Genomic DNA, 22,024 nt, shown 5'->3' with positions numbered 1-22,024 from the left:
TTGGAATATTTATTAAATATCATTTTGATTATTGAAAATTAATTAATGCAGTAACAAATATTAATTAGTATAAAAAACAGTCAAAAAAAGAAGGTATTTGTCACTTTGTAATTATTTTCTATTTATTTCTTGCTGTATGTATGAAACAATTCAGCTATACAAGGAAAATTTTTTTGAGGTAGTCAGTGATCGATAATGATGGCTACCGTCCGAATGTAGGAATAGTTATTTGTAACAGGTATGGTCAAGTACTTTGGGCTCGTCGGTATGGGCAAAATTCTTGGCAATTTCCTCAGGGCGGAATAAAACAAAGCGAAACGCCTGAGCAGGCAATGTTTCGCGAATTAAACGAAGAAGTTGGTTTATCATCAAAAGATGTGAAGATTTTATCCGTTACTAATGGTTGGTTACGATATAAGTTACCCAAAAGGATGATCCGTTGGGAAAATCAGCCAGTTTGTATTGGGCAAAAACAAAAATGGTTTTTATTAGAATTAATATCTGATGTATCAGTCATTAATCTCAATACATCCTCAGCACCTGAATTTGATGATTGGAAATGGGTTAGTTATTGGTATCCCATTCGACAGGTGATTGCATTTAAACGAGATGTCTATAGAAAGGCAATGAAGGAATTTTCTTTATCTGTGTTTGCTATACAGTCTGAAATAGAGACATCAGTAACTAATATTTCTAAAAAGAAACGATTTAATTTCTTTGCTAATAAACGGAAAAACAAAAAGCGTAATAAAAAATGAATCAATATTTACAATTTCCTAATTTCGATCCAATAGCCTTTTCCATTGGTCCGGTATCACTTCATTGGTATGGTGCAATGTATTTATTTGGAGTGCTGGGTGCACTTTATTTGGCTAAGCGCCGTGCAAATAAGCCAAATAGTCAATGGACGTCACAACAGGTTGAAAATTTATTATTTTGGGGGTTTTTAGGTCTTTTTATTGGAGGCCGTTTAGGCTATGTCTTCTTCTATAATTTAGAAGCTTTTATCAAAGATCCTATAATTTTATTTAAAGTCTGGGAAGGCGGTATGTCTTTTCATGGTGGTTTAATTGGTGCGATTTGCGTTATTGCCCTTTTTGCAAAGGGAACAAAGAAAACTTTTATGCAAGTAGGTGACTTTGTTGCTCCTCTTGTTCCCATTGGTTTGATGTTTGGGCGATTTGGTAATTTTATTAATGGAGAACTTTGGGGAAGAGTAACTGATTCATCGATTGGTATGTTATTTCCAACATCATCGCATGCCGATTTTATGTTTGTTCAGTCTCATCCTGAGTGGTTTTCACTTTATTCCCAATTAAATGGTATTTTACCGAGGCATCCTTCACAACTTTATGAAATGGTGTTTGAGGGAATAGTACTGTTTATTATTTTAAATATTTTTATTCGAAAACCAAGGCCTACAGGCTCTGTATCTGGCTTATTTTTATTTTGCTATGGTTTATTTAGATTTGTTATAGAATTTTTTAGACAACCAGATGAGCAGTTAGGCTTATTTTTAAATATTATCAGTATGGGACAAATATTATGTTTACCAATGATTATTGGTGGTATTTTTATTCTTTTATTTGCATATAGATTTAATAATAAGGCAAAAACACAATGAAACAATATTTAACGTTAATGCAAAAAATTTTAGATGAAGGTACACCTAAATCAGATCGAACAGGTACTGGAACACTATCTATTTTTGGGCATCAAATGCGGTTTAATTTACAAGAAGGTTTTCCTCTTGTTACGACTAAAAAGTGTCATTTACGTTCAATTATTCATGAATTGCTTTGGTTTTTGAAGGGGGATACAAATGTTAAGTATCTTCAGGACAATAAGGTAACTATTTGGAATGAATGGGCTGATGAAAATGGTGACTTAGGTCCTGTTTATGGTAAACAATGGCGAGCATGGGAAGCGGCTGATGGTCGCAAGGTAGATCAGATTTCACAACTAATTGATCAAATTAAAAATGATCCTGACTCTAGACGTATGATTGTTTCTGCTTGGAATGTTGGAGAATTAGATCAAATGGCATTAGCACCATGTCATGCTTTTTTCCAATTTTATGTCGCAAATGGCAAACTATCTTGTCAACTTTATCAACGTTCTTGTGATGTATTTTTAGGATTACCATTTAATATAGCCAGCTATTCTTTGTTGGTACACATGATTGCACAGCAATGCGAATTACAAGTAGGTGATTTTGTGTGGACTGGTGGTGATACACATCTTTATTCTAATCATATAGAACAAGCTCATTTGCAACTATGTCGTGAACCAAGAGTATTGCCAAAATTAGTTATTAAACGTAAACCTCCAACAATTTTTGATTATGAATTTGAGGATTTTGAAATTGTTGGTTATGAACCGTATCCAGCAATCAAAGCGCCTGTTGCTGTTTGATTTTCGTTAAAAAGTTTCAGGTAACTATGTGTTTCAGTATAAAAATAGATAATTTTAAGAATAGTTAATAGTTTTAACTGTGAGCTACTTAAATATAAAATGATAACAAATTTAGTCACAGAATAATGATATAACGTCCTTAGACTTTGTTTATTTTATGCTCCCGAAAAATAAGATATAATAAGCAACTGTATTATTAATAATAATTTGATCTTAATATGAGTCAAAATCAAGAAATTCGCCCTATTTTTACTAAAAGTTTATTACATCCTCGTTATTGGTTAACGTGGCTTGGTATTGGTATTTTATATTTAATCGTTTTATTGCCATATCCAATCATTTATCAATTGGGAAAAGGGTTAGGATTGCTTTCGATGAAATTAATCGGCAAACGTAAAGAAACGGCTAGGCAAAATCTTAAACTCTGTTTTCCTGAAAAAACACAATCTGAACGTGATCAGATGTTGCGTGAGAATTTTATTTCAACAGGTTTAGCCATTTTTGAAACTGGTATGGCATGGTTTTGGTCTGATAAACGGCTTGCTAAAAAAGTTTCTATTGTAGACGATTTTCATATCACAAAAGTTCAACAATCAGGTCAAGGTGTTTTACTCATTGGTATTCATTTTCTAACATTAGAGTTAGGTGCACGTATCTTAGGAATGAACCATCCTGGAGTCGGAGTGTACCGTCCAAATGATAATCCTGTGATGGATTATGTTCAGCTTAAAGGAAGACTCAAATCAAATAAATATATGCTGGATCGGCATAATACTAAGGGAATGATCCGCGCACTAAAAAATGGTGAATTACTTTGGTATGCACCAGATCATGATTATGGTCCTAAAAATAGTGTATTTGCGCCTCTATTTTCAGTAAAAAAAGCTGCAACAACTGTAGGCACGCGTATATTAGTGAAATTAGCTCAGCCAGCTATTATACCATTTACTCCTAAGCGTGAGAAAGATGGTCGTTACACTGTTTATGTAACATCAGAGCTTGAAGATTATCCAATTGATGATGATGTACTTGCTGCTACTTTTATGAACAAAGCGATTGAACAAGAAATTCTAAAAGCACCTGAGCAATATATGTGGTTACATCGAAGATTTAAAACTCGTCCAAAAGGTGATGCACCTTTATATACTGATAATGTTCAATCTGATTAATATGAATATTTTTTATAGCTTCTGTTGAAAGAACAAAAAATTATAATATGCAAAAACTAAACAAAATTATTCTTTATTGCCGTTGTGGATTTGAAAAAGAGTGTGCTAACGAAATTACAGATAAAGCTGCTCAGAAAGAAGTATATGGCTTTGCTAAAGTTAAAGAAAACAGTGGTTATGTTGTTTTTGAATGCTATCAAGATGATGATGCACAATTATTAATAAAAAATTTAGATTTTCGAACACTAATTTTTGCAAGGCAAATGTTTGTAGCAGGTGATCTATTAGTTGATTTACCTACAGATAACCGTATTTCTCCAATCATTGATGCATTATCTGGATGTATTGACAAAGCTGGAGATCTACGTGTTGAAGTTGCTGATACAAATGAAGGTAAAGCGCTTTATGGCTTTTGTCGTAAATTTACCGTGCCCTTTCGTCAAGCATTAAGAAGTAAACGTATTTTATTAAAAATTGAGAATCCATCAAGACCCGTTGTCCACTTATTTTTTATCAGTAATACCAGTTGTTATGTTGGTTATTCACTAAGTAAAAATAATTCGCCTTTTTATATGGGAATTCCAAGATTAAAATTTCCCTCTGATGCGCCAAGCCGTTCTACATTAAAATTAGAAGAAGCCTTCCATATTTTTATTCCTTATGATGAGTGGGAGGAGCGATTAAAAGGTGGTTTAAACGCTGTTGATTTGGGTGCTTGTCCTGGAGGTTGGACTTATCAACTGGTTAAAAGAAGTATGATGGTTTATGCCATTGATAATGGACCTATGGATGAAAAATTGATGGAAACTGGACAAGTTAAACATTATCGGGAAGATGGCTTTAAATTTATACCTAAAAAGCATAATATTTATTGGTTGGTTTGTGATATGGTTGAGAAACCAGCTAAAGTAACAGAATTAATAGCCAAATGGTTAATTAATGGTTGGTGTAGAGAGGCTATTTTTAACCTCAAATTACCAATGAAAAAACGTTATGAAGAAGTAAAACAAAATCTATATTCGTTAAATAAAGAGTTAAATAATAAAAAAATCAACGTACAAATTCAAGCAAAACAGCTTTATCATGATCGAGAAGAAATTACGGTTCATGTACAACGAATTTGGGGATAACAAAATTATAAGAGAGTAGGTATGAACTTGAAACGTTACTTTTATGCTATATTGATAATACCATTATTTACATTTTTGGTATGTTGTACTTTAGGAAATTCAGAGAAATCTCTTAACTTTGATGATAACAAAAATTCTAGTTATTATCTTTCACAAGCAGATAATAGTTTTGGAATAGATAAAGTTAATTGGCAATTATTAGCTATTCGTGCACTAATAAAAGAAAATAAATTTTCACAAGCAACTACATTATTATCAAATTTACCACCCAAACTTAATGATGAGCAACAAAAAGAAAAGTTATTATCAGAGGGGCAAATCGCTGTAAAAAAAAGGAAATCATTTGATCTGAATCAATTCACTATTGAAAATTTGTCTAATTCACAACTGTATCGTTATTACATTATTAAATTGGGTTTAGATATAAATGGTAAAGATATTAATGCTCAAGCCCACGATTATCTTCAATTAGAAAAATATGTATCAGAAACAGAAAAAAGGCAATTATTAAATAATACATGGAATTTTTTCCGTAAATTAAAATCTGGTAAAATCCGCAAAATTTTAGTTGATGAAAATGAAACTATATTACAAGGTTGGGTTGATTTAGCTTATGCTTACCAAAATGCGAGTAAAGCATCCACTCCGCAAGATGATGATACACCAGAAATTATTGCCACAAAATCCGAAAATCAAAAACAGCTATTAAAACAAGCTATCAACAATTGGGCTATACAATATCCAGATCATCCCGCAAAAGAGATTATCTCGATATTAACTGGAGAACAAACACTTGCTGTTGATGCTAATGCAAAAAAAGTTGCATTATTGTTACCATTAAATAGCTCTTCACGTATATTTGGTGAAACAATTCGTCAAGGTTACATGGATGGAATTAAGTTTTTTCCACAAGAACCACAACAAAATGTGATTATACTTGATACAACTAGTGCGCCAATGAATACTTTAATCCAGCAAGCACAGGAACAAAATGTTGAGTTAATTGTAGGTCCTTTATTAAAGAAAGAAGTTATTGAATTAAAATCACTAGAGCCAGCTATTCCTGTCTTAGCCTTGAATAAGGTTGATAACACTACTGCGTCTGCAAATAAAATTTGTTATTTTGCTTTATCTCCTGAAGATGAAGCAAAAGATGCGGCAGACCATATTTATTCTCAAAATAAAATAAAACCATTACTGTTAGTCCCTCAAAATGATTTGGGTAAACGTGTTGCACAAAGTTTTGCTGTACAGTGGTCACAATTGTCAGCAAATAGTTCACAAGCTTACGTACAATATTTTGGTAACACTCAAACACTAAGCGCCAATATGAATCGTAACATAGGGATTAGTCTTGCTGGCAATCCTATTTTGATAGATGAAACGCTATCAGGGGGAATGGTATCTGCTGGATTTGATGCTATTTATGTTTATTCTTCATATGATGAATTGACGTTGATAAAGCCAATGCTTGATATGGGTGCAAATAAAACTATTGGAAATTCATCTGCGGTTACACTTTATTCAAGTTCTAAAAGTCATGTAGCTAATGCTTCTAATGACTTTAATTATGATATGAATAAAACTGAATATGCAGATATCCCTATGGTTATAAATCAAATGGATAAGGTAAATACAAATATACCTAGCAACATTCAGAAAGATTATTCATTAATTCGCCTGTATGCAATGGGCATTGATGCGTGGAGACTAACAAATCGTTTTAATCAACTTAATTCATATCAACCTAATTTTTTAGATGGTATGACAGGTAAATTATCAACAAGTGATCAATGCGAAGTGACACGTGCACTCTCCTGGCAGCAATATATTTATGGTGAAGATAAATCTGATTCAAAAAGCGAATAAAAAACAAATTGGCGAGCATTATGAAAATATAGCTTGCAAATATTTACTTAAGCAAGGGCTTATACTTCTTGCACATAATAGCCAATTTCGCTTTGGAGAGCTGGATTTAATTATGCTTGATAATAAATGTCTTGTTTTTATTGAAGTACGTTATCGAAAAAATGCTAACTTTGGTGATGCGGAGATGACAGTTACACTAAATAAACAAAATAAAATCAGGCAGGCTGCCCAACAATGGATGATGGCGCAAAATTTAAATATTGAAGATACAGAATTTAGGTTTGATATTTTTGCTATTACAGGTAACAGCAAAAAATGGATTATTAATGCATTTTAATTTTAGGTGAAAAGTGTGCAAGATTTAATTAAAAATTACTTCACTGAAAGTATTCAAACTCAAATCGTGATGGCAGAATCACTTGGCTATTCTATTGAAAAGGCAGCAAATATTATTGTCGATAGTTTACTTAATGGCAACAAAATTATGAGTTGTGGTAATGGTTCATCAGCAGCTAATGTACAAAGCTTTACTTCACGTTTAATCACCAGTATTAATATTGAAAGACCAAGTATTCCTGCAATGGCTTTAGTATCAGACAATGTTTTATTAAGTGCTATAGCTAATCATGAGGAGATTTATGCTCGTCAAATTCAAGCATTAGGGCAACAAAGTGATGTTTTAATAATAGCAACTTGCCAAGGGAATAGCAGATCTATCATTCGTGCAGTTCAAGAAGCGGTAATTAAAGATATGAAAATTGTCGCATTAACTGCTTTTGATGGTGGTGAAGTTATTGGCTTATTAGGCCAGAACGATATTGAAATTAGAATTCCGTCTTACAAAAAAGTGATGGCATACGAAATGCACGCTATGATTCTAAATTGCTTGTGCCAATTAATCGAGAATAGACTATTTATTCACAGTAAATAAGCTGAAATAAAGACGGTTTAATTCTGCATTAATAGTGATTTTATGCTATAATTGTGAACTATTTTGATGACTTAAATTAATAAGAGTACATGGTGTTATGACCGAACTAGCCAAAGAAATAACCCCCGTTAATATAGAAGATGAATTAAAATCTTCTTATCTTGACTATGCAATGTCTGTCATTGTTGGGCGTGCCTTACCTGATGTCCGTGACGGTTTAAAACCTGTTCACCGGCGCGTTTTATTTGCTATGCATGAAGCTGGATATGATTGGAATAAACCTTATAGGAAGTCTGCTCGTGTTGTTGGGGATGTAATCGGTAAATATCATCCACATGGTGATTCAGCAGTTTATGACACAATTGTACGTATGGCTCAACCATTCTCATTACGTTATATGTTGGTTGATGGTCAAGGTAACTTTGGTTCTGTTGATGGCGATTCAGCTGCTGCGATGCGTTATACTGAAATTCGTATGCAAAAGTTTGCGGGAGCATTATTAACTGATCTAGATAAAGAGACAGTTGATTTTTCACCTAATTACGATGGTTCAGAAATGATCCCAGATGTGTTACCAACACGAATTCCTAATTTATTAATTAATGGCGCATCAGGGATTGCTGTTGGTATGGCGACTAACATTCCTCCTCATAATCTCTCTGAAGTTATCAATGGTTGCTTGGCTTTTATTGAAGACGAAAATATTTCAGTCGATGGTTTAATGGAGTATATCCATGGGCCGGATTTTCCAACAGCAGCATTAATTAATGGTCGAAAAGGTATTGAAAATGCGTATCGCACAGGTCGTGGTATTATCTATATTCGCTCTAAAGCTACCATAGAAGTTGATGATCATAGTGGACGTGAAACCATTATTGTTAATGAGATTCCGTATCAGGTTAATAAGAAAAAACTGATCGAAAAAATTGCAGAATTAGTTAAAGATAAAAAAATAGAAGGTATTTCGGCATTACGTGATGAATCAGATAAAGACGGTATGCGCATAGTTATTGAAATCAAACGTGATGCTGTTGGTGAAGTTGTATTAAATAACCTTTTCTCTTTGACTCAATTACAAGTTTCATTTGGTATCAATATGGTGGCTTTACATAAAGGCCAACCAAAACTCCTAAATTTACGCGAAATGATTGAGGCTTTTGTGCTTCATAGACGAGAAGTTGTAACTCGTCGAACCATTTATGAATTACGCAAAGCACGCGAACGTGCTCATGTATTAGAAGGTTTAGCAATCGCACTTGCCAATATTGATCCTATCATTGAGCTTATTCGTGCTGCTGCAACACCGAGTGAAGCAAAAACTAAATTATTGAACCAAGCTTGGCAACTTGGAAATGTTGCTGCTATGCTAGAAAAAGCAGGTAATGATGCAGCTAGACCAGAAGATTTAGCACCAGAGTTTGGTATTCATGATGGACATTATTATTTATCAGAAGCACAGGCTCAAGCGATTTTAGATCTCCGCTTACACCGCTTAACCGGCCTTGAACATGAAAAAATTCTTGATGAATACAAAGAATTATTGGTTCAAATTGGTGAGTTATTACATATTTTAGCTAGCTCAGAACGTTTAATGGAAGTGATTCGTGAAGAATTAGAAAGCGTTCGAGACCAATTCCAAGATGCTAGAAGAACAGAAATTACAGCGAGCAGTGCAGATATTAATATTGAAGATCTTATTGCTCAAGAAGATGTGGTCGTTACTCTTTCCCATCAAGGTTATGTAAAATATCAACCACTTTCAGATTATGAAGCTCAACGTCGAGGTGGTAAAGGTAAATCTGCCACTAAAATTAAAGAAGAAGACTTTGTCGAAAAACTATTAATTGCCAATACCCATGATACGATTCTTTGCTTCTCAAGCCGTGGTCGATTATATTGGATGAAAGTTTACCAACTGCCTGAAGCCAGCCGTGGTTCTCGAGGTCGTCCAATTATTAATTTGTTACCTCTTGAAGAAAACGAACGAATCACAGCAATCTTACCTGTTCGAGAATTTGATGATGAACATTGTGTATTTATGGCTACAGCACAAGGTACAGTTAAGAAAACATCTTTAATTGAATTTAGTCGTCCACGAAGTGGCGGTATTATTGCGATTAATTTACGTGATGATGATGAATTAATTGGCGTCGATTTAACTAGCAATGATCCATCAGCTATTGTAGATGATGAAGAACTTAATGATGATGCCATTGTTGAAGATATTGACTCAGAAGATGATAACCTGATTGGTGAAATCTCAACGACTGAAGATATTATGTTATTTTCTGCTAATGGTAAAGTTGTTCGTTTCCCAGCCAATAAAGTTCGTTGTATGGGCAGAACGGCCGCAGGTGTACGTGGCATAAAACTTGATAGCGATGATAAAGTGGTTTCGTTAATTGTACCTAGAGGTAGTGGCGCAATTTTAACTGCAACTCAAAATGGATATGGTAAACGCACACAGCAAGAACTATATCCAACCAAATCAAGAGCAACTAAAGGTGTTATTTCTATCAAAGTTAGTGAGCGAAATGGTACTGTTGTTGGCGCAGTTCAAGTTGATGAAACCGATCAAATCATGCTAATCACAGATGCAGGAACGCTTGTTCGTACTCGTGTTTCAGAGGTAAGTATTGTTGGTCGTAACACTCAAGGTGTCATGCTTATTCGAACAGCTGACAACGAAAAAGTTGTGGGATTACAACGAATAGCCGAAACAGAAGATGACGCAAGTGGATCGGAGGTATCGGAAAATAATGAACGGCACGATTCACTTCAAGTGTCCGAGGATTAATTATTTAATAATCTAAAAGGATTAGTTTTGCTAATCCTTTTTTATTTTAAAGAATCGTAAAAAGGAATAGTATTAGATGTCATTTTTAATAAAAAAAATATTAACAAATCTTGCATGGCAAATTTTGATTGCTTTGATTTTAGGAATTGCCGTAGGTGCTTATTTATTTGAGCTCTCTGCTACAAACCACCCTTTGCATTCATATTATCAATTTTCAATAGTAAATATATTTCAGCCTGCAGGCGATATCTTCATTCGGTTAATTAAAATGATTGTGTTGCCAATTATACTGAGTACTTTAACTCTAGGTATTGCAGGTCTTGGTGGTTCAAAACGGTTAGGGACCTTAGGTTTTAAAACAATTCTCTATTTTGAAATTATTACAACTATTGCTATTTTATTAGGTCTTTCTTGGGGAAATATTTTTTCACCTGGCTCGGGAATTGACTCCTCAACACTTGCAACGACAGACATTAGTAAGTATACCCAAGCAGCTGAAGAATTAAGCGGTAAACCTCATGGTTTAATTGTTATGATATTAGATATGATTCCTGCTAATATCTTTAAAGCTATGACGGACGGTGCTGTTTTACCTGTGATTTTCTTTTGTGTCTTTTTTGGTCTAGGCTTAATGTCTTTGCCAGATAAACAACGTGAACCTTTTCTTTTATTTTTAAAAGTAATTTCAGATACTATGTTTAAAGTAACTAATATGATAATGCGTTATGCACCTATTGGTGTATTTGCTCTTATCACGGTAACGGTTGCTAAATATGGATTTGAATCTTTACTTCCACTACTTAAATTAATTTTAACCGTCTATTCGGCAATGATTATTTTTACGTTAGTGGTATTAGGGCTGGTTTGTAAAATTTGTAAATTTAATATTTTTACATTATTAAAAATCTTGAAAGAAGAATTAGTGATTGCATTTTCAACCGCAAGTTCTGAAACTGCATTGCCTAAAATAATTGAAAAGATGGAAGCTTATGGAGCACCAAAATCGATAACTAGCTTTGTTATACCTACAGGCTATTCATTTAATCTTGATGGTTCAACACTCTATCAAAGTATTACTGTTATCTTTTTAGCACAGTTATTCCACATAGATTTAACTATTTTGGATCAGGTTATTATTGTCATCACTTTAATGATTGCATCTAAAGGGATTGCAGGTGTACCTGGTGCGTCAATTCTTGTTTTATCGGCAACCCTAGGTAGTGTCGGTATTCCTCTTGAAGGGATTGGTTATATTATGGGGGTAGAACGTATTTTAGATATGGGCAGAACAGTAGTTAATGTGGTTGGTAATGCACTAGCAGCAATTGTTATTGCGCGTTGGGAACATACTTTTGACGACAAAAAAGCAAGAGCTTATGAACAACAATATTTAAAATGATTAAATAATTATGTAGATTAATTTATCCCCAAAAAACTACCTGTTTATCAGGTAGTTTTATGCAAAGTATATCCATTTAATTATTGATAAGAATAAGAAATATTTTGTCATGTCAAATTCAACTCTTTCACCATCGGTGACCACTAATCAGAAAGAAATCAACTTCGCAATGCTCTCTTTTTTCATAATTAGGTATTTCATTAATTACATACCCTGATATAGTATTTATCGATTCAAAAAATAGAAAACCAAAGCTTAAGTAAATTCTAGAAGACACCTTAATTTTTTAGAGATTATTTAACTATGAAGTATAAACAACTCGTTATTTTCCATAGATTAATGTTGTTTTATTGAAAATAGCGATAATTTTGTCTACAAATCGATATAAAAAAACCCAGCATTTGCTGGGTTTTTCAGTATTTATTAGATAACTATTTAATTTTAGCTTCTTTATAAATAACATGCTGACGAACTACAGGATCGTATTTTTTGATCTCCATTTTTTCAGGCATAGTTCTTTTATTTTTGCTAGTGGTATAAAAATGACCTGTACCAGCAGAAGAAACTAATCTGATTTTTTCGCGTACACCTTTAGCCATGATATGGTTTCCTTATTAGTACTTTTCACCACGGGCACGAAGTTCAGCTAAAACTGCATCAATACCCTTTTTATCGATAGTACGCATACCTTTAGCAGATACACGCAATTTTACAAAACGTTTTTCGCTCTCAACCCAGAAACGGTGAGTTTGAAGGTTTGGTAGAAAACGACGTTTAGTAGCATTCATCGCATGAGAACGATTATTTCCTACTAAAGGACCTTTTCCTGTTACTTGGCATACTCGTGACATGTCAATAATTCTCCGAAATTTCTATGCTTAAGCCCTGGGCGTAATATGTTAATGGAATTGACCTCGTCAGGCTTTTAGTTTACTGCAGTTCTATCTGAGAAGCAGTTTAACCTCTCACACTACACCCATAATAATGAGGTAGCGAAGTATACGCTGTTATGCGCAAATTCTCAAGTATTATCTTACCTATGCATAAAATTAGTTTACAATGGCATAACTCATATAATATTTATTTTATTAGTTAAAAAAAATTCCTAAAACCATTTTGAATCAATCTGATAGATAAAATTTTTGTAAAAATTTTTTGTAATAGCACTTGCTTTTTTCTTATAACGAACAATTCATTATAAAACAATATACTGTCTTTAACATCATTTTAGAAAAAATGATTTAATTTAATAATAAATATGTTTTAATAAGCTTGATTAAGATTTTTATTTATATCGTGTTAATTTTCCAATTTATAAGGAGATTATATGAACCAGTTCACGCCGTATAGTATATATGGCATTATCGGTTATCCTTTAGGGCACAGTATGAGTCCACTTATTCATACTACGTCATTTCAAGATTATGGGATCCCAGCAGTTTTAGTTCCTTTTCCTACTCCACCAGAAGAGATACCGACACTTTTTAAATCAGTAAGATTACTAAATATCCGTGGATTATGTGTCACTATTCCACATAAACAGACTATCATCCCTTATTTAGATGAAGTGACGGATCATGTAAAAAAAGCAGGTGCGGCGAATTTGGTGTATTGGGAAGGGGATAAACTTTGTGGGGATAATACAGATATTATTGGATTCATGGAGCCACTTCAAAATAAAAAACTGCCAGCAGAATTCAAAAAAGTGTTATTACTTGGTGCAGGAGGTGCTGCACGAGCAGCTGTAGTGGGATTACAGGAACTTGGTTATACCGATATTACAGTAACGGATATTGCTGATGATTTACCTCAGGCATTAGCTAGTGAATTCAACCTTAAAACTATTTCATGGGAAGACCGTAGCAAAGTTGAAGCTCAAATTGTTATTAATTCAACACCATTAGGTATGACGGGTAAATTTGAGAATCAAACACCTTATAAACAAGCTTGGTTTAAAGGTAAAGGAGTGGCTTACGATATTGTTTATACTCCATATAATACTTGTTTTAGACAAGAAGCAGAAAAAGCTGGCTGGCAATCTATTTCAGGGCGTGAAATGTTTATTGGTCAAGCAAATGCTCAATTTAAGATTTGGACAGGAAAAGATCTTTCTGAACGAGCAAAACAAGCTGTAATTGATGCTTTAGCTAAACATTAATTACCAAACAGGCAAACATATCTAGTTAAATTGGAATTAATCGTATTTTCTACTGTTTATATAATTAGCTGCTATTGCCAACTATATTACGTTGGCATAGGCAAAGTTAATATATTAATTGGATAGTTCAAGCGCATTATAATAAGGAGCATTTATGACTAACTTAGAATTGCAAGCGTATCGTCGTTTTCTTATGCTAAAAGTATCAGAAGCTAGTGAATATATTGGCAAAACAGATATTAATACATGGCATGATTGGGAAAATGGTACAAAGCCGATCCCAGAGTTTGTCGGAAAAGCAATGCAAGAACTAAAAAAAATCAGAAACGAAAAAATAAATATTATTATAAATAGTATTAATGATCGTATTGGTAGTAATACAATCCGTTATTTTATGACATACGAAGAGTTCAAAAAGGTAAATTTAGATCTTGATGTGATTCAATGGCGATTACATCAATCGATTGCAACAGAGCTCTATTTCCGTGGTTTAGAAAAGTTATGTTAATTAACTTTATTAAGATGACTTTTAGGTTTTAAAAGCTTCCTTATAATATTGTAAACATTTCATTACGGATATATTCTATATAGGTTATTTTTAATTATATAAAAAATATATATTTATATATTTTTTATATAATATGTAAAAAATTTGTTGCAAAAATAAGAGCGAATCACTAGCATGGTTAATATATTCTATAAATCTGAAAAGATAAAACCCAATATGAATAAAACAATTTTTTTAGTTGGTGCACGGGCTGCAGGTAAAACAACGATGGGAAAGATGTTAGCAAATAAGCTATCGTTTTCTTTCATTGATACCGATAGATATTTACTCGAAACTACTCAAAAGACGGTAGCCGAAATTGTTGAAAAAGAAGGTTGGGAAGGATTTAGAGCAAGAGAGAGCCAGGTGTTGATTGATACAACTAAACCTAATTGTGTCATTGCAACTGGTGGCGGCATGGTATTAGCCGAGCATAACCGGAATTTTATGAAACAAAATGGTATAGTTATTTTTTTATCTGCGCCTGCGGCAACACTAGCTGCGCGTTTAATGAAAGATCCTAACACTGCTCAAAGACCGTCACTAACGGGTCTATCTATTTCTGATGAGATGGAAAAGGTATTAGCTGAAAGATTACCTTTATACCATGATGCTGCACACCATGTGATCAATGTTGATCAAGATGAAAGTTTGATTCTTGCAAAAATGTTTGAAATACTTCAAAGCTAATTTAACTTCTTTTAATAAAAATACCGATTAAAAAGTGGTATTTTTATTAATAATAGAAAAAATAAATTTTTAAAATTTAATTAAGATTCTATATAAGTTTAATTTTTGAATAAAACTTTATTGTTTTCTAGAACCAAATGAAAGCTAAGTAACAAATTTATACTTACTATCTTTCTGATTAATATTGATACTTGTATATTGAATAGAATTATAATTTTATGTTTTACATATGGAGTATGACAAGTGGATAATCGAAAGGTCAATTCTTATGGAATTGCAGGATCTATATATGCAAATTATATAATACAAAGTATTGCATTAATTGTGATCATGCAATTTTCATATGATATATCGAAACAACTTAATATTGATCTAATCGGCATTGGTAAAATTGCTTCGGGTATAGGAATTGGAAAAATATTATTAATGTTTGTTGGTGGTGTATTGTCAGATAAATTTGGTCGCAAACTATTTATTTGTCTAGGTATGGCTTGCTATGCTATTTTTTTTCTAGGAATGCCTTTTTGTACTAATATAAATATTGCTTTTTGTTTAGCTATTGCTATTGGGGCTGGAAATTCTTTTTTAGATACTGGTTCAATGCCAGCATTAACAGAATGTTTTCCAAACTCATGTGGTACAGCTAGCGTATTGATCAAGGCTTTCATTTCAATGGGATCTCTTGTTCTTCCATTTATTGTTGTTTTTTGCCATCAATACCAAATATGGTATGGTTGGATTTTTTTTGGTTTTGTTGCTTATTTAATAGTTAATACACTATTTTTACTTCCTAAGCAGTTTCCACATATAGATACCTCCATTAAAAGTAATGAATGCTCACAAAGTTATTTTATTGGAAAACCTAATTTTGGATTTGAAGGTATTTTATTAATTATTATGGGATTTACAACAACAGCAACATTCGTTATTGTTTTGCAGTGGTTGCCAACTATCGCTATCAGAGCTGTTAATATGAGCGAACCTGATGCTAATCAACTGATTAGTTATTATAGTACTGCCTCAATTATTTCTGTATTTGTTACGGCTTTTGTAGTCAAACATCTATTAAAACCTATCTTTTGCATCATTATTTTGCCTGCCTTATCTGCGTTGGTATTAATCATTTTTTATTTTAATGTTTCACCTGCAATGTGCGTTATCGTCGCAATAGGAATGGGATTTACTGCGGCAGGGGGGGTACTTCAATTAACTTTGGTTGTTATGCAACAAATGTTCCCAACACGAAAAGGTCTTGCTGTAGGTTGTATGTATACTTTTAGCGGTCTATCGTTTGTTATCATTCCGCTTATAGTACCAAAATTAGCTATGTTCAATGTAAGTTATGCCATATTAATTGACTTTTTTATTGCGATGTCAAGTGTAATACTTGGCTCAATTATCTTTTATCGTTTTAAAAAGGTAGTTGATATAACAAAAATATAATTTTATATATTTTAAGAATAATAATGTTAGAGGGCATGCCAATATGGCATGCTTTTTTTCGATATTAACATCTCATAAAAATTTTAATTTATTTTCGTATTTAACAATTCAATATTTTGTTAATCCATTATTACTTAATCAAAAATCATTAAGCTTAAGCCATTAACTTTTATTAATAGCAAATTTTAAGATTTTTATTAGATTCTTGAAATATTGCTTGCCATAAAACCAAAAATAAATAAAAATACATAAAAAGTGAATAAGTATTCAGCTTGAGGTGGTTGTGAAAATGAAAGAACGTACAACTGAGTTAGTTGATGGCTTAAGACATTCAGTACCTTATATTAATGCACATCATGGTAAAACATTTGTAATTTTGCTCACAGGCGCAGTGTTAAAAAGTAATAATTATTCAAGTATTATTAGTGATATTGGTTTACTTTATAGTCTTGGTATTAAACTTGTTATTGTTAATGGTGCTCGCAATCAGATTGATGAATCTTTAAAAAATCATAATATCACACCTAAATATTATAAAAATACGCGTATTACCGATGCAACAACACTGGACATCATTAAACAAGTTACTGGTTCATTACAACTCAATATTACCGCAAGTTTATCAATGAGTTTAAATAATACTCCATTACAAGGAGCTCATATCAGTGTTGTAAGTGGTAATTTTGTGATTGCACAACCTTTAGGGGTAGATGATGGGATTGATTATTGTCATACAGGTAAAATCCGTCGTATAAACAATGAGGCTATAGCTGAACAACTAGCTCGTGGCTCAATTGTGTTACTAGGCCCTGTTGGCGTTTCGGTTACTGGTGAAAGTTTCAATTTAGCGTCTGAGGATGTCGCAACCGAAGTTGCTATTCGCTTAAAAGCGGATAAATTAATCAGTTTTTGCGCTGAACAAGGAGTACTAGATGAAAACGGTCGTGTTATTACCGACCTTTATCCTGTTGATGCGGATAATTATGTCAATAAAAAAGAGCAGCAAGGTAAACCTTTATCTAGTGAAGCACGTTTTTTACGTGCAGCATCTAAAGCATGCCGTAGTGGGGTCAGACGAAGCCATTTGGTAAGTTATTTGGTTGATGGCTCAATTTTACAAGAATTATTTTCGCGTGATGGGATTGGAACACAAGTAGCGATGGAGCATTCTGAACAAGTACGTTTAGCAACTATTAACGATATTGGAGGAATTCTAGAACTCATACGCCCACTTGAAGAACAAGGTATTTTGGTTAAACGTTCACGTGAGCAGTTAGAAATGGAGATAGATAAATTTACCATTATTGAACGTGATAATATGACAATTGGTTGTGCCGCACTTTATCCATATCCTGAAGAAAAAATGGGAGAAATGGCCTGTGTAGCTATTCATCCTGATTATCGCAATTCATCTCGAGGAGATGACTTAATTGAAAAGTTAACAGAAAAGGCAATCCAGTTAGGGCTCGAAAAAATATTTGTTTTAACTACACGTAGTATTCATTGGTTTAGAGAAAAAGGTTTTAATCCTGCAGAAGTTGATGATTTACCGATTAAAAAGAAAAAACTTTATAATTATCAAAGGAATTCTAAAATTTTAATGCTTGATATTCTTTGACCTATATTTAAATAAGGTTGGGAGCGACTAAAATTTCTAATATTATAAATCTGGTATTAAATAATGGGATATTAACGCCAGCTATAAAAAGTAATTAGAATTAGTATGTTACAACAGTATTTAAAATTTGCATTGTAAATGTTTTTTTTAAGTAAAACCCACGTGGTCGAGTTAAAATAATATCACCATTTTCACCAATTGCTTCCGTAAGAGCTTGTCCATTGGCTGCTTTAGGTCTAATTTGTAAATAAGTACCATATCGAGCGGTAATTTTTTCAACATGCCCTAGTGCTATCATATCCATTAACTCTTCCCAGTCCTGTTTGAGCTGTTGCTCTTGTTCTTTAGTTAGTGTCCACATAATAGGTTTTCCAACTTTTCTATCTGCGAGAGGAATCGTTCTTTCACCTTCTATCGGAATCCAAAGCACTTTTGCAAGTTTATATCTAACATGGCTTGTCTCCCAAATAACACCATGATTAGCCATTAATGGTGTGACACTAACGAAGGTTGTTTCAAGTGGTTTACCGTGTTTATCCACAGGAATAGTTTTAAGCTCTATACCAAGATTGGCAAAATCTTGCTCAGCTTTACTACCAGCATTGGCTCCTAAAAAAGTTTCAATAAGATTGCCTACCCAACCCTTTTGTTTATTTAGATTATTCGGTATAGGTATGTTTAAGTATTGTGCTATCTCGCCAAAAGTATAACCTGCTGCTAACTGAGCTCGTTGCAATAATTCTTGTTCACTATTAGGAAAAAATATAGGCATGGCAAAAATAGTTAACTTACTTGTTAAGAAAACACAGTCAATTATATTGACTGTGAATCTTAAAATAAAGAGTTATTAGCTTAACTTTTCAACCCAACTTGCATAGCTATTAACAATAAGGGCTAAGAATTCTTTACTTTTTTCAGTAATATTACCACTTTCATCAAAAGTAGAAGCTACATTACCAATATAAGCTTCAGGCTGTTGTAATGTCGGCATATCAAGAAATACTAATGATTGACGAAGTTGATGGTTAGCGCCAAACCCACCAATTGCACCTTGTGAAACGGAAACAATTGCAGCGGCTTTTTTAGACCAAATGCTCTTACCATAAGGACGAGAACCAATATCTATTGCATTTTTGATAACAGCAGGAACTCCACGATTATATTCTGGTGTCACAAAAATAACACCCTGACAATCGGCTACTTCTTTGCGGAAACGAGTATAAGAGGCAGGAGGGGTATCATTATCAATATCTTCATTATATAAAGGTAAATCGCCAATTTGAATAATTTGTAATGAAAGTGATGGTGGTGCAATTTTTTGAAAAACTTTTGCTACTTTTAAGTTATAAGAGTCTTTGCGCAAACTTCCTACCAGTACAGCAATTTTTTTACTCATCTTAAATCTCCACTTTTTTTATAAGAGGTATTTTTAATACCTCTTAAATTAATAGTATTTGTTAATGTCCTGATGAGTCGACTTTTCGGCCTGCTTCAAATAAGAACCATGCACGTTGTTCTGTTTGATCGATCCACTCTTCAATTAAACTGGCAGTAGCGGTATCATTGTATTTATCACAAATATCATGTGCAACACGCATACGTTCTGTTAGTTTTACATTATCTTGGCATAGCTCGGCAAGCATATCTGATGGTTCAACGAAATCTGCATCATTATCAGAAATACTCTGTAATTTAGCAATGTGACCAATTGAGCGTAGAGTTGTGCCACCTAACTTACGGACACGTTCCGCAATCGGATCTGTCATTGCAAATAGCTCTTCACCTTGATCATCTAGCATTAAGTGGTAATCACGGAAATGAGGACCACTAACATGCCAATGAAAGTTTTTAGTTTTTAAATATAAAGCAAATACATCTGCTAAAACAGAATTCATTGCTCCAGAAATATCTTTTGATGCCTTTTGTCCTAAATCAGTAGGAAACAAAATAGCTGATTGTTGTAGTTTTTTAGCAGAAGCCGTACTTTTAGCCATGATATATTCTCCTTTAAATTGAATAATAAATACCCGTATTGACAAAATTACGCCAACTTAATGTTAATGTCCAATAAAAAACGTTAATTTTTTACTATCATTGCTATTTCAGTAACCTATGGTTTCTTTATCTCTTTCTTCTTTCTTGTTTTTATTTATCTGAAACAATATCTTTCAAAATAAAAGAAAATATTTCAAAATGTGATTTAGTTAAAAGTTTTTATATTTCAAAGTTGATAGCATTAATGTGAAATTTAACTCAATAGGAGACAATATGATTGATGCTATTTCATTTGGTGCCGAATGGTTTATTGGTTTATTCCAAGAAGGCGGCAAGGTATTTGTGGGTATGGTAACAAGTATATTACCATTATTAATTTCATTACTCGTTGTGATGAACGCAGTGATTAAATTTATTGGGCAAGAACGTATTGAACGTTTAGCGCAAGCTTGTGCGGGCAATCCTGTTTCTCGATATCTATTATTACCACTTATCGGAACTTTCGTATTTTGTAATCCAATGACATTAAGCCTAGGTCGTTTTATGCCAGAGTTTTACAAACCGAGTTATTATGCAGCTTCATCTTATAGTTGCCATTCAATGAATGGACTCTTTCCACACGTTAACCCTGGTGAACTTTTTGTTTATTTGGGAATAGCTGCTGGTTTAACTACCCTAAATTTACCTTTAGGTCCTCTTGCTGTGAGTTATTTCCTTGTTGGTTTAGGTACTAACTTCTTTAGGGGGTGGATTACTGACTTTTGTACTGCCATTTTTGAAAGAAAAATGGGCATCAAGTTAGAAAGAAAAGTTCATCTATAATAAAAATAAGGAATATAAAAAATGGCAAAATTTATCCACATTGAAAAAGGCGAAGCAGGTTGGGGTGGACCTTTGGAACTTCCAGTTATTGCTGGTAAAAAAATTGTTTATATTGCAGCAGGTACTCGTCCAGCCATAGTTGACACTTTAGTTGATCTAACAGGTTGGGAAGCTATTGATGGTTTTAAAGATGGTGAGCCGCCTAAAGATGAAATTGGCGTTGCTGTGATTGATTGTGGAGGAACATTACGTTGTGGAATTTATCCAAAAAATCGTATACCAACTATCAATATTCATGCCACAGGTAAATCAGGCCCTCTGGCTCAATATATTGTTGAAGATATTTATGTTTCTGCGGTAAAACCTCACAATATCAAACTAATAGAAAAAGAAGGCGATGTTGTAAGCGAACCAGCAACAAACGATAAATCGTCTGAATTTAAAGATTATGACAGCAGCAAAAAAATTACTGAACAAAGCGATGGTTTGTTAGCAAGAATTGGTATCGGTATGGGTTCTGGCGTTGCTGTCTTCTTCCAAGCTGGCCGAGATACAATTGACACTGTACTGAAAACAATACTTCCTTTTATGGCGTTTGTATCGGCACTAATTGGTATCATCATTGCATCTGGATTGGGTAACTTTATTGCGCATGGGCTAGTACCACTGGCAAACAATCCGCTTGGATTGGTTATTTTAGCCTTAATTTGTTCATTTCCATTACTTTCCCCATTCTTAGGTCCTGGTGCGGTTATTGCTCAAGTTATTGGGACATTAGTTGGTGTTCAAATTGGACTTGGTAATATTCCACCGCATTTAGCATTGCCAGCATTGTTTGCCATTAATGCACAAGCAGCATGCGACTTTATTCCGGTTGGTTTATCACTTGCTGAAGCTAAACAAGATACAGTTCGAGTAGGGGTACCATCGGTGTTAGTTAGCCGATTTTTAACCGGTGCGCCAACAGTATTAGTTGCATGGGCGGTATCGTTATTTATCTATCAATAGATTGTCTAAAAAATGGGATGGTTCCATCCCATT

The 22,024-nt window shown here is 33.4% G+C and carries 22 protein-coding genes; 17 read left to right on the top strand and 5 right to left on the bottom strand.

From position 1 onward, the window contains the following. The first annotated feature begins 185 nt into the window (after window positions 1–185). From rppH to gltP, 10 genes are all read left to right on the top strand, one after another. Window positions 186–758: an RNA pyrophosphohydrolase gene (gene rppH / locus ACGH6Q_RS08155; RefSeq protein WP_065590265.1), complete on the top strand. Its 573-nt coding sequence runs from the start codon at window positions 186–188 to the stop codon at window positions 756–758. Further along, window positions 755–1,624 carry a prolipoprotein diacylglyceryl transferase gene (gene lgt / locus ACGH6Q_RS08150; RefSeq protein WP_065575365.1) on the top strand — a complete coding sequence of 290 codons (870 nt, stop codon included), beginning with the start codon at window positions 755–757 and terminating at the stop codon, window positions 1,622–1,624. Before rppH ends, lgt begins: the two co-directional genes overlap by 4 nt. Then, complete coding sequence (thyA, locus tag ACGH6Q_RS08145) at window positions 1,621–2,415, top strand: thymidylate synthase (RefSeq protein ID WP_411592570.1); 795 nt, start codon at window positions 1,621–1,623, stop codon at window positions 2,413–2,415. The genes lgt and thyA overlap by 4 nt, the downstream gene beginning before the upstream one ends. A 218-nt stretch (window positions 2,416–2,633) precedes the next feature. After that, window positions 2,634–3,584 (top strand): LpxL/LpxP family Kdo(2)-lipid IV(A) lauroyl/palmitoleoyl acyltransferase, encoded by a 951-nt coding sequence (gene lpxL / locus ACGH6Q_RS08140; protein ID WP_065590268.1) that lies wholly within the window; start codon window positions 2,634–2,636, stop codon window positions 3,582–3,584. A gap of 47 nt (window positions 3,585–3,631) precedes the next feature. Then, the gene (gene rlmM / locus ACGH6Q_RS08135; RefSeq protein ID WP_411592569.1) at window positions 3,632–4,714 is read left to right on the top strand and encodes a 23S rRNA (cytidine(2498)-2'-O)-methyltransferase RlmM; all 1,083 of its coding nucleotides are present in this window, start codon (window positions 3,632–3,634) and stop codon (window positions 4,712–4,714) included. A gap of 21 nt (window positions 4,715–4,735) precedes the next feature. Further along, the gene (locus ACGH6Q_RS08130; RefSeq protein WP_411592568.1) at window positions 4,736–6,583 is read left to right on the top strand and encodes a penicillin-binding protein activator; all 1,848 of its coding nucleotides are present in this window, start codon (window positions 4,736–4,738) and stop codon (window positions 6,581–6,583) included. Next, on the top strand, window positions 6,549–6,920 hold the full coding sequence (locus ACGH6Q_RS08125; protein WP_065590271.1) for a YraN family protein: 372 nt from the start codon (window positions 6,549–6,551) through the stop codon (window positions 6,918–6,920). The genes ACGH6Q_RS08130 and ACGH6Q_RS08125 overlap by 35 nt, the downstream gene beginning before the upstream one ends. 15 nt (window positions 6,921–6,935) lie before the next feature. Next, complete coding sequence (locus ACGH6Q_RS08120; protein WP_065590272.1) at window positions 6,936–7,514, top strand: SIS domain-containing protein; 579 nt, start codon at window positions 6,936–6,938, stop codon at window positions 7,512–7,514. Window positions 7,515–7,611: 97 nt separating this feature from the next. Beyond that, window positions 7,612–10,311 (top strand): DNA topoisomerase (ATP-hydrolyzing) subunit A, encoded by a 2,700-nt coding sequence (gyrA, locus tag ACGH6Q_RS08115; RefSeq protein ID WP_174798813.1) that lies wholly within the window; start codon window positions 7,612–7,614, stop codon window positions 10,309–10,311. Window positions 10,312–10,399: 88 nt separating this feature from the next. Further along, on the top strand, window positions 10,400–11,710 hold the full coding sequence (gene gltP, locus ACGH6Q_RS08110) for a glutamate/aspartate:proton symporter GltP (RefSeq protein WP_085165204.1): 1,311 nt from the start codon (window positions 10,400–10,402) through the stop codon (window positions 11,708–11,710). A gap of 431 nt (window positions 11,711–12,141) precedes the next feature. Here gltP and rpmG read toward each other — a convergent pair whose 3' ends face one another. Together rpmG and rpmB are read right to left on the bottom strand one after the other, a co-directional pair. Continuing rightward, complete coding sequence (rpmG, locus tag ACGH6Q_RS08105) at window positions 12,142–12,309, bottom strand: 50S ribosomal protein L33 (protein ID WP_025314526.1); 168 nt, start codon at window positions 12,307–12,309, stop codon at window positions 12,142–12,144. 15 nt (window positions 12,310–12,324) lie between these two features. Then, complete coding sequence (rpmB, locus tag ACGH6Q_RS08100) at window positions 12,325–12,561, bottom strand: 50S ribosomal protein L28 (RefSeq protein ID WP_174798812.1); 237 nt, start codon at window positions 12,559–12,561, stop codon at window positions 12,325–12,327. A 476-nt stretch (window positions 12,562–13,037) separates the two neighbouring features. Here rpmB and aroE point away from each other — a divergent pair, with 476 nt between their 5' ends. From aroE to argA, 5 genes are all read left to right on the top strand, one after another. Next, the gene (gene aroE, locus ACGH6Q_RS08095) at window positions 13,038–13,868 is read left to right on the top strand and encodes a shikimate dehydrogenase (RefSeq protein ID WP_085165191.1); all 831 of its coding nucleotides are present in this window, start codon (window positions 13,038–13,040) and stop codon (window positions 13,866–13,868) included. 154 nt (window positions 13,869–14,022) lie between these two features. Further along, a complete protein-coding gene (locus ACGH6Q_RS08090) occupies window positions 14,023–14,376 on the top strand; it encodes a DUF1870 family protein (protein WP_034913431.1) in 354 nt (117 codons plus the stop codon). A 216-nt stretch (window positions 14,377–14,592) separates the two neighbouring features. Next, window positions 14,593–15,105 (top strand): shikimate kinase AroL, encoded by a 513-nt coding sequence (gene aroL / locus ACGH6Q_RS08085; RefSeq protein WP_411592567.1) that lies wholly within the window; start codon window positions 14,593–14,595, stop codon window positions 15,103–15,105. 243 nt (window positions 15,106–15,348) lie between these two features. Beyond that, window positions 15,349–16,548, top strand: coding sequence for an MFS transporter (locus ACGH6Q_RS08080; RefSeq protein ID WP_296317053.1), 1,200 nt, complete (start codon window positions 15,349–15,351; stop codon window positions 16,546–16,548). Between the two features lie 289 nt (window positions 16,549–16,837). Next, window positions 16,838–18,166: an amino-acid N-acetyltransferase gene (argA, locus tag ACGH6Q_RS08075; protein WP_296317055.1), complete on the top strand. Its 1,329-nt coding sequence runs from the start codon at window positions 16,838–16,840 to the stop codon at window positions 18,164–18,166. Window positions 18,167–18,266: 100 nt separating this feature from the next. On the opposite strand, the gene mutH is transcribed toward argA, so the two are convergent. The 3 genes from mutH to ACGH6Q_RS08060 form a co-directional block, all read right to left on the bottom strand. Next, window positions 18,267–18,938 (bottom strand): DNA mismatch repair endonuclease MutH, encoded by a 672-nt coding sequence (mutH, locus tag ACGH6Q_RS08070; RefSeq protein WP_411592566.1) that lies wholly within the window; start codon window positions 18,936–18,938, stop codon window positions 18,267–18,269. A gap of 75 nt (window positions 18,939–19,013) precedes the next feature. Beyond that, the gene (locus ACGH6Q_RS08065) at window positions 19,014–19,562 is read right to left on the bottom strand and encodes an NADPH-dependent FMN reductase (RefSeq protein WP_411592565.1); all 549 of its coding nucleotides are present in this window, start codon (window positions 19,560–19,562) and stop codon (window positions 19,014–19,016) included. 61 nt (window positions 19,563–19,623) lie between these two features. Beyond that, window positions 19,624–20,160 (bottom strand): Dps family protein, encoded by a 537-nt coding sequence (locus tag ACGH6Q_RS08060; RefSeq protein WP_034913453.1) that lies wholly within the window; start codon window positions 20,158–20,160, stop codon window positions 19,624–19,626. Between the two features lie 274 nt (window positions 20,161–20,434). Here ACGH6Q_RS08060 and srlA point away from each other — a divergent pair, with 274 nt between their 5' ends. Together srlA and ACGH6Q_RS08050 are read left to right on the top strand one after the other, a co-directional pair. After that, window positions 20,435–20,983: a glucitol/sorbitol-specific PTS transporter subunit IIC gene (gene srlA, locus ACGH6Q_RS08055; protein WP_034913455.1), complete on the top strand. Its 549-nt coding sequence runs from the start codon at window positions 20,435–20,437 to the stop codon at window positions 20,981–20,983. A gap of 21 nt (window positions 20,984–21,004) precedes the next feature. Then, window positions 21,005–21,991: a PTS glucitol/sorbitol transporter subunit IIB gene (locus ACGH6Q_RS08050; protein ID WP_174798804.1), complete on the top strand. Its 987-nt coding sequence runs from the start codon at window positions 21,005–21,007 to the stop codon at window positions 21,989–21,991. Window positions 21,992–22,024: the final 33 nt, after the last annotated feature.

This window comes from Gilliamella sp. BG2, assembly GCF_046635645.1.
In the GTDB taxonomy this organism is placed as follows: domain Bacteria; phylum Pseudomonadota; class Gammaproteobacteria; order Enterobacterales; family Orbaceae; genus Gilliamella; species Gilliamella bombi.
The sequence above is the reverse complement of the archived record's forward strand: the minus strand, read 5'-3'. Positions and strand labels throughout refer to the sequence as shown.